The organism is Flavobacterium haoranii (genome assembly GCF_009363055.1).
Lineage (GTDB): Bacteria > Bacteroidota > Bacteroidia > Flavobacteriales > Flavobacteriaceae > Flavobacterium > Flavobacterium haoranii.
This window is the reverse complement of sequence record NZ_CP045292.1, coordinates 1,860,250-1,874,598: the sequence shown is the minus strand read 5'-3', so window position 1 is coordinate 1,874,598 and position 14,349 is coordinate 1,860,250. Positions and strand designations below refer to the sequence as shown.

The following is a 14,349-nucleotide window of genomic DNA, read 5'->3' as shown; positions in this document are numbered from 1 at the left end:
TAATAATTTTAGAAGCTAATATCAAGATATAATATGGCATCAAACAAAAAATACTGGAAAAGTGTTGAGGAGCTAAACGAAAATAGCTCTATTGTTGAGACGCTAAGAAACAATGAGTTTATCGAAGAAATTCCTGTAAATGAATTTTTAGGGAATGATAATGCGTTATCAAGTTCTTCTACAACTCGTCGTGACTTCTTAAAATATGTAGGATTTAGTACTGCAGCTGCTTCATTAGCTGCTTGTGAAGGTCCTGTTGTTAAATCGATTCCTTATGTGGTACAGCCTGAGGAGATTATTCCGGGTGTTGCAGATTTTTACGCTACAACAATTGCGGATGGTTTTGATTTTGCAAATATTTTAGTTAAGACAAGAGAAGGTCGTCCAATTAAAATTGAAAATAATAATTTAAAAGGTGCTTTAACAGGTGCAAATGCAAGAGTTCATGCTTCAGTACTTTCTTTATATGATAGCTTAAGATTAAAACAACCTAAAATTGCTGGTAAAGATGCAACTTGGGCTGAAGTTAATACTAAAGTAAAATCAAGTTTAGAGGATGCAAAAGCAAAAGGTGGAAATGTGGTATTGTTAACAAATACTATGGCAAGTCCATCAACAAATGCTTTAATTGCTGAATTACAAGCTAAATATCCAAATGTAAAACAAGTTGTTTACGATTCAGTTTCTGAAAGTAAAGCTTTAGATGCATTCGAAGCTGTTTATGGTGAAAGAGCTTTAGCTGGATATGATTTTTCTGAAGCTGATGTTATTGTATCTGTTGGTGCAGATTTCCTAGGAGATTGGCAAGGTGGTGGATATGACGCATCTTATGCTAAAGGACGTATTCCTAAAAACGGGAAAATGTCTAAGCATATTCAAATTGAAGCTAATATGTCATTAGCTGGTGCTAATGCTGATAAGAGAATTCCAATGACGGTTGCTCAACAAAAGCAAGCACTTGCAGATTTATATAATGCAGTTGTTGGTGGAGCTACTCCTAAAAACGCTGAAGTGGCGAAAGCTGCTAAACAGTTAAAGTCTGCTGGTAATAAAGGTGTACTTGTAACAGGTTTAGATGATTTTGATGCGCAAATTGTTGCAATTGGAATCAATCAAGCTTTACAATCTGCTGCTTTTAATCCTAATGCTGCTAAACTAACTCGTAAAGGTAATGCTAAAGATGTTGCGCAATTAGTTGCTGACATGAAATCTGGTGCTATTCATACTTTAATTATGAGTGGTGTTAATCCAGTTTATACTTTACCAAATTCAAAAGATTTTGTTGAAGGATTGAAAAAAGTTAAATTATCTGTTGCTTTCTCAATGAAAGAAGATGAAACAGCTAGTTTGGCTTCAGTTGCTGCTGCAGCTCCACACTATTTAGAGTCTTGGGGTGATGTTTCTTTACAAAGAGGGCATTATAGCGTTATGCAACCAACAATACGTCCTTTATTTGATACAAAACAATTCCAAGATGCTTTATTGTCTTGGACAGATAATAGTTCTGAATATATTGATTACTTAAAGAACTTTGCTAGTACTAAATTAGCCGGTAAATCTTGGAATCAAACAGTTCATGATGGTTTTGCTAAAACTGAGACATTTGCTTTAAATGCAAATCCAGTTGATTTAAGTGCTTCGGTTTCTAAGTTAGCTAATGCTAAATCAAATGGTTTAGATTTAGTATTGTATACTAAAACAGGAATGGGAGACGGACAACAAGCGAACAATCCTTGGTTACAAGAGTTTCCAGATCCAATTACAAGAGTTTCTTGGGATAACTACGTTACTGTTTCTAAGAAAGATGCTGAAAAATTAGGCTTAGAAAATTGGAATGTTGCAAATGGAGGAATGAATGGTAGTTATGTAACTTTAAAAGTTGGTAATGCTACTTTAAGTCAAGTTCCTGTAGTTGTACAACCAGGTCAAGCAGTTGGAACAGTTGGTCTTGCTTTTGGATATGGCAAAAAAGCTGCTATGAAACAAGAAATGCAAGTTGGTGTTAATGCATACGAATTATATGCAGATTTTAACGCTAACCAATCTGTTTCTATTACAAAAGAAGAAGGTGAACATGAATTTGCTTGTGTTCAGTTACATAAAACATTAATGGGTAGAGGTGATATCATCAAAGAAACTACCCTTGAGATTTTCAATACTAAAAATGCTGAGGAATGGAATCCTATTCCAATGGTATCTTTAGATCACGCTGAAACTCCTGCAACAGAAGTTGATTTATGGGGGTCTTTCGATAGAAGCGTGGCACATCATTTTAATTTATCTATCGACTTAAATGCTTGTACAGGATGTGGAGCTTGTGTTATTGCTTGTCATGCTGAAAACAATGTACCAGTTGTAGGTAAATCTGAAGTTAGAAGAAGCCGTGATATGCATTGGTTACGTATCGATAGATATTATTCTTCTAGCGAATCATTTGATGGTGATATTGAATTAAAAGAAAGTGCATCAGGATTAATGAACTCAAGAGAGACTTTCTTTGGTATGGAAGATCCTAATGAGAATCCACAAGTTGCTTTCCAACCTGTAATGTGTCAACACTGTAACCATGCACCATGTGAGACAGTTTGTCCTGTAGCAGCTACATCTCACGGTAGAGAAGGTCAAAACCATATGGCTTATAATCGTTGTGTTGGTACTCGTTATTGTGCAAACAACTGTCCATATAAAGTGCGTCGTTTCAACTGGTTCTTGTATAACAAAAACGAAGAGTTTGATTATCATATGAATGACGATTTAGGTCGTATGGTATTAAATCCAGATGTAAACGTTCGTTCTCGTGGAGTTATGGAGAAATGTTCAATGTGTATCCAAATGACTCAAGCTACTAAGTTAAAAGCTAAGCGTGAAGGAAGACCAGTAAAAGATGGAGAATTCCAAACGGCTTGTTCGGCTGCTTGTACTAGTGGGGCCATGATTTTTGGAGATGTAAATGATAAAGAAAGTAAAGTTGCTGAATTAGCAAATTCTGAAAGAATGTATCATTTATTAGAGCATATCGGAACTAAACCAAATGTGTTCTATCACGTTAAAATTAGAAACGAAAAATAAAATATTAATTAACAGAAACAATATAAAGGATTATGTCGTCTCATTACGAAGCACCCATTAGAAAACCTTTAGTAGTAGGAAGTAAATCTTACCATGATGTTACGGTAGATGTGGCTCGCCCTGTAGAAGGAAGAGCTAACAAACAATGGTGGATAGTGTTTTCAATAGCACTAGCTGCTTTCCTATACGGATTAGGTTGTATGATTTACACAGTATCTACTGGTATTGGAACATGGGGATTAAATAAAACAGTTGGTTGGGCTTGGGATATCACTAACTTCGTTTGGTGGGTAGGTATCGGTCACGCCGGAACACTTATTTCTGCAGTATTATTATTATTCCGTCAAAAATGGAGAATGGCAATTAACCGTTCTGCAGAAGCAATGACGATTTTCTCAGTAATGCAGGCAGGTTTGTTCCCAATTATTCACATGGGTCGTCCTTGGTTAGGATATTGGGTGTTACCTATCCCTAATCAATTTGGATCTTTATGGGTTAACTTCAACTCTCCATTATTATGGGACGTATTTGCAATCTCTACTTATTTATCAGTATCATTAGTTTTTTGGTGGACTGGTTTATTACCTGACTTCGCTATGTTACGTGATAGAGCGGTAACACCTTTTACAAAAAGAATCTATTCAACTTTATCTTTCGGATGGAGTGGTAGAGCTAAAGACTGGCAACGTTTTGAAGAAGTTTCATTAGTTTTAGCTGGTTTAGCAACTCCACTTGTACTTTCTGTACACACGATTGTATCTTTTGACTTCGCAACTTCGGTTATTCCAGGATGGCATACTACAATTTTACCTCCTTATTTCGTTGCAGGAGCAATCTTCTCAGGATTCGCAATGGTTCAAACCTTGTTGATCATCATGAGAAAAGTATCAAACTTAGAAGATTATATTACATTACAGCATATCGAATTAATGAACTTAGTTGTTATGATTACTGGTTCAATTGTAGGATGTGCTTATATTACTGAGTTATTTATTGCTTGGTATTCAGGTGTAGAATATGAACAATACGCTTTCTTAAATAGAGCTACAGGTCCTTACTGGTGGTCTTACTGGTTAATGATGACTTGTAACGTAATTTCTCCGCAAGTTATGTGGTTTAAGAAAATTAGAACAAGTATCATGGCTTCATTTATCATTTCAATTGTGGTAAACGTGGGTATGTGGTTCGAGCGTTTTGTAATTATCGTTACATCATTACACAGGGATTATTTACCATCATCTTGGACAATGTTCCAACCAACATTTGTTGATGCAGGTATTTATATAGGAACTATTGGATTCTTCTTCGTATTATTCTTATTATATTCAAGAAGTTTCCCTGTAATTGCTCAGGCAGAAGTTAAAACAATTTTAAAGTCTTCTGGTGACAATTACAAAAGAGAAAGAGAATTAAACGGTCATAATCATTCAGATAATCACTAATATCATGAGTAATAAAGTAGTACACGCTATATATAATGATGATGATGTATTAATGGATGCTGTAAAGAAAACTAGAGCAGCTCATCATCATATTGAAGAGGTTTATACACCTTTCCCGGTTCACGGTTTAGATAAAGCGATGGGATTAGCTCCAACGCGTATTGCGATTGCTTCATTTCTTTATGGTTTAACAGGACTTGCAATTTATACAACATTGTTGAACTATATCATGATTAATGATTGGCCTCAAGATATTGGTGGTAAACCGAGTTTTAGTTTTATTGATAATTTACCGGCTTTTGTACCAGTAATGTTTGAAGGAACTGTTTTCTTTGCTGCTCACTTAATGGTTATTACTTTCTACATGAGAAGTAAATTATGGCCATTTAAACAAGCAGAAAATCCAGATGTAAGAACTACTGATGATCATTTCTTAATGGAAATTGGAGTTCATGGAAATGAAGAAGAGTTAGTTTCTTTTTTACAAGGAACAGGTGCAGTTGAAGTTAAAGTAATTGAAAAGCATTAATATCAAGATATGAAAAGCTTATATAAAATAGTAGCAGTTGTTGGATTATCTGTAATAGCAACTTCTTGCTTCGATAAATCAAAGCCTAACTACCAGTTCATGCCAAATATGTATGAAGCGGTTCCTTATGAAACGTATTCAGAGCATGAAGCATTTAAAGGTGGTAAAGAAGGTCAATTACCTGTAGAAGGAACTATTAAAAGAGGTTTTGTTCCATTTGAAATTCCTAATACAACTGAAGGTTATGAGTTAGCCAAAGCGACATTAAAATCGCCTTTAGATTCAATTTCTAGAAATCCTGAAAAAGCAAAAGAACTATTTAATGTTTATTGCGCTATTTGTCATGGTGAAAAAGGAGATGGAAAAGGAAATTTAGTTAAGAGAGAAAAATTCTTAGGGGTTCCTAGCTATAAAGACAGGGAAATTACAGAAGGAAGTATTTATTTCGTAGAAACTTATGGATTAAATTCTATGGGTTCTCATGCAAACCAACTTTCTCAAGAAGAAAGATGGCAAATTGCAGATTACGTTTTAAAACTTAGATCAGAATTATAATTGTAAAACACTTTTTTGAAAATAATTGATATGTACACGTTTTCAAGTAAATTAAAAACTTTTTCTCTAATTTTAATGGTAGTTGGTGCCATTGGAATTGGTATTGGTTTTTGGAGTGCTCCAAAGACTATCGAAGAAGTTGAAACAATCCTTTCAGCAGATTCTCACGGACATCATGCAGAAGCAACTCATGAAGCACACGCAACACATGATGCTCACGCTACGCACGACGAACATGCTGCACATGCAACAGAAGCAACTCATGATACTGAACATAAAGCACATTTAGAGCACGTTTTGCACCAATTGCAAAACAAGCCTTGGGCAGCTTTTTATGTAGCATGTATATTCTTCATGTTAATCAGTTTAGGAGCTTTCGTTTTTAATGCTATCCAATATGCTGCACAAGCAGGTTGGTCACCAATATTATTCCGTGTTATGGAAGGTATTAGTGCTTACTTATTACCTGGATCAGTAATTTTCTTTGGTGTACTAGTATTGTCTGGATTACATTTTAATCATTTATTTGTTTGGATGGATCCTGAAGTTGTAGCAAACGACCATTTAATTCAAGGAAAATCAGGTTATTTAAATGTGCCTTTCTTTTTAGGTAGAGCTGCAATATTCTTATTATTATGGAATTTTTTCAGATTCAAAATTAGAAAAAATTCATTAGCTTTAGAAAACTCTGACGACGCTTCTATTTATAAAAGTATTTTTAAATTATCTGCTACTTTTCTAGTTATCTTCATTGTTACAGAATCTATTATGTCTTGGGATTGGATTATGTCTGTAGATCCTCACTGGTATAGTACATTATTCGGTTGGTATGTATTTGCAAGTTTCTTTGTAAGTGCTATTACTACAATCGCTTTAGTTACTATTTATTTAAAATCAAAAGGATATTTAGAGCAAGTGAATACAAGTCACATACACGACTTAGCTAAATTTATGTTTGGTTTGAGTATTTTCTGGACCTATTTATGGTTCTCTCAATTTATGTTAATTTGGTATTCTGATATACCAGAGGAGGTAACTTACTTCGTAACAAGAATTGAACATTACAAACTTCCATTTTTTGGAATGTTAGTTATGAATTTTGTTTTCCCATTATTAATTTTAGTTAACACAGATTTCAAACGTCTATCATGGATTATTGTAACTGCTGGTACTGTTATCTTAATGGGTCACTATATTGATTTTTACAATATGATTATGCCTGCTACTGTTGGTGATCAATGGTTCATTGGTTTACCAGAAGTTAGTGCAGTATTATTCTTCTTAGGTTTATTCATATTTGTTGTATTTACAGCTTTAACAAAAGCACCTCTTGTAGCAAAAGGAAATCCTTTAATGGAAGAGAGCAAACATTTTCATTATTAATATTTAAAGAAATAAACAAATGACGGGTTTATTGATATTCTTTGTTTTAGTTTTAATTGGAATTGCAATTTGGCAATTAACTAAAATTTTTGCATTAACTCAAATTGGAGCTTCAGAAAATACTGAAGTAGCTAATGACAATGACAATAAGGTTAATGGTTACTTAATGTTTGCATTCGTTGGGTTTATATATTTATTTACAATTTATTCAATTGTTAAATGGGGGCATTTAGTTTTAGGAACTCCCGCTTCTGAACACGGTCCTGATTATGATAACCTAATGAATATTTCTTTTGTTATTATTTTCATCGTGCAAACATTAACTCAGTTCTTATTACATTATTTTGCTTTTAAATATAGTGGTAAGAAAGATCAAAAGGCAATGTATTATGCTGATAATAATAAATTAGAAGCAATTTGGACAGGTATTCCTGTAGTTGTTTTAGCAGGATTAATTCTTTACGGTTTGTACACTTGGAATAACATCATGTATTTTGATGCAGAAGAGGATGTATTATATGTTGAAGTTTATGCGAAACAATTTGGTTGGGAAGTACGCTACTCAGGTGAAGATAATACATTAGGTAAAGCAAACGTTCGTTATATTGAAGGTGTTAATACATTAGGTGTTGATTTATCTGATCCTGCAGCTCAAGACGATAAAGTAACAAATGAGTTACATTTGCCTAAAGGAAAGAAAGTAGTTTTCAAGTTCCGTTCACAAGATGTTTTACACTCAGCTTATATGCCTCACTTTAGAGCTCAAATGAACTGTGTTCCTGGTATGATTACACAATTTACTTTTGTTCCCACAGTTACTACTTCTGAAATGCGTCAGAACGAAGCAATACAAAAGAAAGTAGCTAATATCAACAAAATTAGAACTGAAAAAAGCAAAGAGTTGGTTGCAAACGGTGAATCTGCTTTAGATCCTTACGAATTCAATTACTTATTATTATGTAATAAAATTTGTGGTGCATCTCACTACAATATGCAAATGAAAATAGTTGTTGAGGAACAAGACGAGTTTACAAAATGGTTAGCTGAAAAACCAACTTTATCATCTCAATGGGCAGAAGCAAACAAACCTGCTGAAACACCAGCTCAACCAGAAGTTATAGAAGTTGTTGCAGATACTACTAAAGTTGTTGCACAAGTTATTGAATAATTATAGATATCATCAAATAATAGAATAAGATTATGTCAGCACACGAACACGGTCATCACAAAGAAACATTCATAACTAAATACATCTTTAGTCTTGACCACAAGATGATTGCTAAGCAATATCTAATTACAGGTTTAATTATGGGAGTTATTGGTGTACTTATGTCAATACTTTTCCGTATGCAAATTGCATGGCCAGAACAATCTTTTGGTATTTTTAAAACATTACTAGGTGAAAATTTTGCACCAGGTGGTGTAATGCGTAACGATATATACTTAGCGTTAGTTACAATTCACGGTACTATTATGGTATTCTTTGTATTAACAGCTGGTTTAAGTGGTACTTTTAGTAACTTGTTAATTCCATTGCAAGTTGGAGCTAGAGACATGGCTTCAGGTTTCATGAATATGTTATCATATTGGTTGTTCTTTTTGTCTTCCTTAATTATGATTATTTCATTATTCGTAGAATCAGGTCCTGCAGCATCTGGATGGACAATTTATCCTCCTCTAAGTGCTTTACCACAAGCTATTCCTGGATCAGGTTTAGGTATGACACTTTGGTTAGTTTCTATGGCTATATTTATTGCATCTTCATTAATGGGATCTTTAAATTATGTAGTTACAGTAATTAACTTAAGAACAAAAGGTATGACAATGACAAGATTACCTTTAACAGTATGGGCTTTATTTGTAACTGCTATTATTGGTATTGTTTCATTCCCAGTATTATTCTCTGCGGCTTTATTATTAATTTTTGATAGAAGTTTCGGTACGTCATTCTATTTATCAGATATCTTTATTTCAGGTGAGGTTTTACACTACCAAGGTGGATCTCCAGTTTTATTTGAACATTTATTTTGGTTCTTAGGACACCCTGAAGTTTACATCGTATTATTACCAGCTTTAGGTATTACTTCTGAAATTATTGCTACTAATGCTAGAAAACCAATCTTTGGTTATAGAGCGATGGTAACTTCAATTATTGCAATTGCTTTCTTATCTACAATTGTATGGGGTCACCATATGTTCGTTTCGGGTATGAATCCTTTCTTAGGTTCGGTATTCACGTTTACGACTTTATTAATTGCAATTCCATCAGCTGTAAAAGCATTCAACTATATTACAACATTATGGAAAGGTAATTTACAAATGAATCCAGCAATGTTATTCTCTATTGGTTTAGTTTCTACTTTTATCACGGGAGGTTTAACAGGAATCATTTTAGGAGATAGTACTTTAGATATCAACGTTCATGATACATATTTCGTGGTGGCTCACTTCCACTTAGTAATGGGTATCTCTGCATTATACGGTTTCTTTGCTGGTGTTTACCACTGGTTCCCTAAAATGTATGGTAGAATGTTGAATAAAAATTTAGGTTATGCTCACTTCTGGGTAACTGCAGTTTGTGCTTATGGAGTATTCTTCCCTATGCACTTTATTGGAATGGCTGGTTTACCACGTCGTTACTATACAAACTCTGCATTTCCATTATTTGATGATTTAGCTGATGTTAACGTATTAATTACTGTATTTGCTATTGTTGGTGCAGTTTTCCAAATTGTTTTCTTCTGGAATTTCTTCTACAGTATGTTCTACGGTAAAAAAGCAACTCAAAACCCATGGAAATCTAATACATTAGAGTGGACAACACCAGTTGAGCATATTCATGGTAACTGGCCAGGAGAATTACCTGAAGTGCACCGTTGGGCTTATGATTATAGCAAACCTGGGCATGCTGAAGACTTCGTTCCTCAGGTTGTTCCAATGCAAGACGGAGAAGAAGAATTACATCATTAAGATATTAATTTCTAAATATAAAAACCTTTCCTTTTGGAAAGGTTTTTTTGTTTTATATTTGCTATATGAACGAGAATTTAAATCCTAATAAAGAAAGATTTTCTCCACAAGATATGGATATTGAAAGAGCACTAAGGCCTCTTTCATTTGATGATTTTGCTGGACAAGAACAAGTTTTAGAAAATCTTCAAGTTTTCGTTAAAGCTGCTAATTTAAGAAATGAAGCTTTAGATCATACTTTATTCCATGGTCCACCAGGTTTGGGAAAAACTACCTTGGCAAATATTTTAGCTAATGAGTTAGGTGTTGGAATCAAAATTACATCTGGTCCTGTATTAGATAAACCTGGAGATTTAGCAGGGTTACTTACAAATCTTGAGGAACGAGATATATTATTTATTGACGAGATTCATCGTTTAAGTCCAGTTGTAGAAGAGTATTTGTATTCTGCTATGGAGGATTTTAAAATTGATATCATGATTGAGTCTGGTCCTAATGCTAGAACTGTTCAAATTAATTTAAATCCTTTTACTCTTGTTGGAGCTACAACACGCTCAGGTTTGCTAACTTCACCTATGCGCGCCCGTTTTGGGATTCAAAGTCGCTTACAATATTATAATAAAGAACTTTTGTCAACAATCATTGAGCGCAGTGCTTCGATTTTAAATGTTCCAATTTCTGATCAAGCGGCAATAGAAATTGCAGGTCGTAGCCGTGGTACTCCTCGTATTGCTAATGCATTATTAAGACGTGTTCGAGATTTTGCTCAAATTAAAGGTAATGGCTCAATTGATATTGAAATAGCTCAATTTGCATTAAAAGCGTTAAATGTAGATGCGCATGGTTTAGATGAAATGGATAATAAGATTCTAACCACTATCATTGATAAGTTTAAAGGGGGTCCTGTAGGTTTAACAACATTAGCAACTGCGGTTTCTGAAAGTGGTGAAACTATTGAGGAAGTTTACGAGCCATTTTTAATTCAAGAAGGATTCATTGTAAGGACGCCAAGAGGAAGAGAAGTTACAGAGTTAGCTTATAAGCATCTTGGTAGAATGAAATCTGGTAATCAAGGAGAATTGTTTTAATTTCTTATATTTTGATTAATAATAAAGAAAAATATGCTCATTTAATAAAAGCCGAATCTAAAAGACTCGGCTTTCTTTCTTGTGGTATATCTAAAGCCGACTTTTTAGAAGTTGAAGCTCCCCGATTAGAAAATTGGCTTAATAATAATTTTAACGGTCAAATGTCTTATATGGAAAATCATTTCGATAAGAGACTTGATCCAAGATTGTTAGTTGATGGTGCTAAAAGTGTTGTTTCTTTATTATTGAATTATTATCCAAATGAAATTCAAAATGTAGATTCCTATAAGATTTCTAAATATGCTTATGGTCAAGATTATCATCATGTTATAAAGGATAAATTAAAAGACCTCTTGCAATTTATTCAAAATGAGATTGGTGAGGTTAATGGACGCGTTTTTGTAGACTCAGCTCCAGTTCTAGACAAAGCTTGGGCGGCAAAATCTGGTTTAGGATGGATTGGAAAAAATTCAAACCTACTTACTCAAAAAGTTGGTTCATTTTATTTTATAGCAGAACTTATTTTAGATATTGAATTAGACTATGATTTGCCAACAACAGATCATTGCGGTACCTGTACAGCATGTATTGATGCTTGTCCTACGCAAGCAATAGTATCGCCTTATGTTGTTGATGGAAGTAAATGTATTTCCTATTTTACAATCGAGTTAAAAGATAATATTCCAAATGAATTTAAAAATAAATTTGATGACTGGATGTTTGGTTGTGATGTTTGCCAAGATGTATGTCCTTGGAATAGATTTTCTAAACCAAATTCTGAGCCTTTTTTACGCCAAATCCTGAATTATTAAACTTCAATAAAAAAGATTGGGAGGAAATAACTCATGATGTTTTTCAAAAAATTTTTCAAAAGTCTGCAGTGAAACGAACAAAATTCGAAGGACTAAAACGCAACATTTTATTTTTAAAAGAGTAGGCCTAAAATTTTTTTGTTTCGGGTGTTATTTTAACTTTGTAAGTTCTAATAAAAGAATTCATGCATAAAGACACAAAACGCAGAGAAGCATTATTATACCACGCAAAGCCAACTCCTGGAAAAATTCAGGTAGTACCAACAAAAAAGTATGCCACACAAAGAGATTTGTCGTTAGCTTATTCTCCTGGAGTAGCAGAACCTTGTTTAGAGATTGCAAAAGATGTAAATAACGTTTACAAATATACTGCTAAAGGAAATTTAGTAGCTGTTATTTCAAACGGAACTGCAGTTTTAGGATTAGGTGATATTGGTGCGGAAGCTTCTAAACCTGTAATGGAAGGAAAAGGGCTTTTGTTTAAAATTTTTGCTGATATCGATGTATTTGATATTGAAGTTGGAACAAAAGACATTGAAGAATTTATAGCTACTGTAAAAAATATCGCACCAACTTTTGGTGGAATTAACCTAGAAGATATTAAAGCTCCAGAATCTTTTGAAATAGAAAGACGATTAGTAGAAGAGCTTAATATTCCAGTAATGCATGACGATCAACACGGAACAGCAATTATTTCTGCAGCTGCCTTGTTAAATGCATTAGAGTTGGCAAATAAAAAAATTAGTGAAGTTAAAATTGTAGTTTCTGGAGCAGGATCTGCAGCATTAGCTTGTGCTAAATTATATGTTTTATTAGGTGTAAAAGTTGAAAACGTTTTTATGTTTGATAAAGACGGAATGTTGGTTACTTCAAGAACCGATTTAGCAGGAGCTCAAGTAATTTTTGCAAAAGATTGTGAAGTACAATCAATGCAAGAAGTTCTAAAAGGAGCCGATGTGTTTTTAGGATTATCAGTAGGTAATATTTTAAAGCCTGAAATGTTATTGACAATGAATGAAAATCCAATTGTTTTTGCAATGGCAAATCCTGTTCCTGAAATTGATTATCAATTAGCTATAAATACTAGAGAAGATATTATTATGGCTACTGGTCGTTCTGATTATCCAAATCAAGTTAATAATGTTTTAGGATTTCCATATATTTTTAGAGGCGCTCTTGATGTTAGAGCAACTAAGATTAATGAAGAAATGAAAATGGCTGCGGTTCATGCCTTAGCAAGTTTAGCTAAATTGCCAGTTCCTGAACAAGTTAATATTGCTTACGGAGAAACTAAATTAAATTTTGGTCGAGAATATATAATTCCAAAACCTTTTGATCCAAGATTAATTGGAGTAGTAGCGCCTGCTGTAGCTAAAGCTGCTATCGATTCAGGTGTTGCTCAAATTGAAATTCACGATTGGGATAAATATGAATTAGATTTGTTAGAACGTCTTGGTTCAGATAATAAGTTAATTCGATTATTGATGAATCGTGCTAAAACAGAACCTAAACGTATTGTTTTTGCCGAAGCAGATCATTTAGACGTTTTAAAAGCAGCACAAATTGTTTATGAGGAAGGAATTGGAACTCCAATTTTATTAGGTGACAAAGAAATTATTCAAGAATTAAAAGAAGAAATTGGTTTTGATGCTAAAGTTGCCATTATTGATCCTAAAACAAAAGAAGAAGTTGCAACTAGAAAACGTTATGCAAAATCTTTATGGCAACTTAGACAAAGAAGAGGAGTAACCGAATTAGATGCAGAAAAATGGATGCGTGAACGTAATTATTTTGCTTTAATGATGGTAAACGAAGGTGAAGCAGATGCTATGGTTACGGGTTATTCGAGAAGCTATCCTTCAGTTGTGAAACCAGTAATGGAATTAATTGACAAACAACATGGAGTTAGTAGAATTGCTACAACTAACTTAATGATGACCAGTAGAGGACCATTATTCTTATCAGATACTGCAATTAACCCAAATCCTTCAGCTGAAGATTTAGCAAAAATTGCTTTAATGACAGCAAAAACAGTAAGAATGTTTGGTATGGAACCTGTAATTGCAATGGTTTCTTTTTCAAACTTTGGTTCATCTTCAAATGAAAATCCTAAAAAAATTAGAGAAGCAGTTGCATATTTACATAAGTACTATCCTGATTTAATTGTTGATGGAGAAGTTCAAACAGATTTTGCACTAAATCCTGATATGTTAAAAAGTAAATTTCCTTTTTCTAAATTAGTTAATAAAAAGGTAAACACATTAGTTTTTCCAAATTTAGATTCAGCAAACATTACCTACAAAATGCTGAAAGAATTAAATAAATCGGATTCTATTGGCCCAATTATGATGGGGCTTGATAAGCCTGTTCATATTTTTCAATTAGGAGCAAGTGTTGAAGAAATGGTAAATATGGCAGCCGTTGCTGTTGTTGATGCTCAAGAAAAAGAAAGAAAGAGAAATAAACAGTAAAATAATTTTTGCTATTTTTAACGCAATATT

Annotated in this window: 9 protein-coding genes and 1 pseudogene; all 10 read left to right on the top strand. The window is 33.5% G+C overall.

The annotated features are described in order from the left end of the window. Positions 1-33 precede the first annotated feature (33 nt). The 10 genes and pseudogenes from GCU34_RS08975 to GCU34_RS08930 all read left to right on the top strand — a co-directional run bounded on the left by GCU34_RS08975 (position 34) and on the right by GCU34_RS08930 (position 14,319). Positions 34-3,069, top strand: coding sequence for a TAT-variant-translocated molybdopterin oxidoreductase (locus GCU34_RS08975; protein WP_072783146.1), 3,036 nt, complete (start codon positions 34-36; stop codon positions 3,067-3,069). Positions 3,070-3,101: 32 nt separating this feature from the next. Beyond that, positions 3,102-4,511 carry an NrfD/PsrC family molybdoenzyme membrane anchor subunit gene (nrfD, locus tag GCU34_RS08970; RefSeq protein ID WP_072783148.1) on the top strand — a complete coding sequence of 470 codons (1,410 nt, stop codon included), beginning with the start codon at positions 3,102-3,104 and terminating at the stop codon, positions 4,509-4,511. 4 nt (positions 4,512-4,515) lie between these two features. Next, positions 4,516-5,040 (top strand): DUF3341 domain-containing protein, encoded by a 525-nt coding sequence (locus GCU34_RS08965; RefSeq protein ID WP_072783150.1) that lies wholly within the window; start codon positions 4,516-4,518, stop codon positions 5,038-5,040. Positions 5,041-5,049: 9 nt separating this feature from the next. Further along, on the top strand, positions 5,050-5,595 hold the full coding sequence (locus GCU34_RS08960; protein ID WP_072783152.1) for a c-type cytochrome: 546 nt from the start codon (positions 5,050-5,052) through the stop codon (positions 5,593-5,595). Between the two features lie 30 nt (positions 5,596-5,625). Then, positions 5,626-6,978 carry a quinol:cytochrome C oxidoreductase gene (locus GCU34_RS08955; RefSeq protein WP_072783154.1) on the top strand — a complete coding sequence of 451 codons (1,353 nt, stop codon included), beginning with the start codon at positions 5,626-5,628 and terminating at the stop codon, positions 6,976-6,978. Between the two features lie 19 nt (positions 6,979-6,997). Then, positions 6,998-8,146: a cytochrome c oxidase subunit II gene (locus GCU34_RS08950; protein WP_072783155.1), complete on the top strand. Its 1,149-nt coding sequence runs from the start codon at positions 6,998-7,000 to the stop codon at positions 8,144-8,146. 32 nt (positions 8,147-8,178) lie between these two features. Beyond that, complete coding sequence (locus GCU34_RS08945; protein ID WP_072783157.1) at positions 8,179-9,948, top strand: cytochrome c oxidase subunit I; 1,770 nt, start codon at positions 8,179-8,181, stop codon at positions 9,946-9,948. Between the two features lie 65 nt (positions 9,949-10,013). Next, a complete protein-coding gene (gene ruvB, locus GCU34_RS08940) occupies positions 10,014-11,036 on the top strand; it encodes a Holliday junction branch migration DNA helicase RuvB (RefSeq protein WP_072783159.1) in 1,023 nt (340 codons plus the stop codon). Positions 11,037-11,047: 11 nt separating this feature from the next. Next, positions 11,048-11,973: pseudogene (queG, locus tag GCU34_RS08935) on the top strand (tRNA epoxyqueuosine(34) reductase QueG). A 60-nt stretch (positions 11,974-12,033) separates the two neighbouring features. Beyond that, positions 12,034-14,319, top strand: coding sequence for an NADP-dependent malic enzyme (locus GCU34_RS08930; protein ID WP_072783163.1), 2,286 nt, complete (start codon positions 12,034-12,036; stop codon positions 14,317-14,319). Positions 14,320-14,349 lie beyond the last annotated feature (30 nt).

Excerpts from the sequence above, each read along its gene's own strand:
- GCU34_RS08950 (WP_072783155.1), top strand. The coding sequence starts at position 6,998 with ATGACGGGTTTATTGATATTCTTTGTTTTAGTTTTAATTGGAATTGCA.
- GCU34_RS08945 (WP_072783157.1), top strand. The coding sequence starts at position 8,179 with ATGTCAGCACACGAACACGGTCATCACAAAGAAACATTCATAACTAAA.
- ruvB (WP_072783159.1), top strand. The coding sequence starts at position 10,014 with ATGAACGAGAATTTAAATCCTAATAAAGAAAGATTTTCTCCACAAGAT.
- GCU34_RS08975 (WP_072783146.1), top strand. The coding sequence starts at position 34 with ATGGCATCAAACAAAAAATACTGGAAAAGTGTTGAGGAGCTAAACGAA.
- nrfD (WP_072783148.1), top strand. The coding sequence starts at position 3,102 with ATGTCGTCTCATTACGAAGCACCCATTAGAAAACCTTTAGTAGTAGGA.
- GCU34_RS08960 (WP_072783152.1), top strand. The coding sequence starts at position 5,050 with ATGAAAAGCTTATATAAAATAGTAGCAGTTGTTGGATTATCTGTAATA.
- GCU34_RS08930 (WP_072783163.1), top strand. The coding sequence starts at position 12,034 with ATGCATAAAGACACAAAACGCAGAGAAGCATTATTATACCACGCAAAG.
- GCU34_RS08955 (WP_072783154.1), top strand. The coding sequence starts at position 5,626 with ATGTACACGTTTTCAAGTAAATTAAAAACTTTTTCTCTAATTTTAATG.
- GCU34_RS08965 (WP_072783150.1), top strand. The coding sequence starts at position 4,516 with ATGAGTAATAAAGTAGTACACGCTATATATAATGATGATGATGTATTA.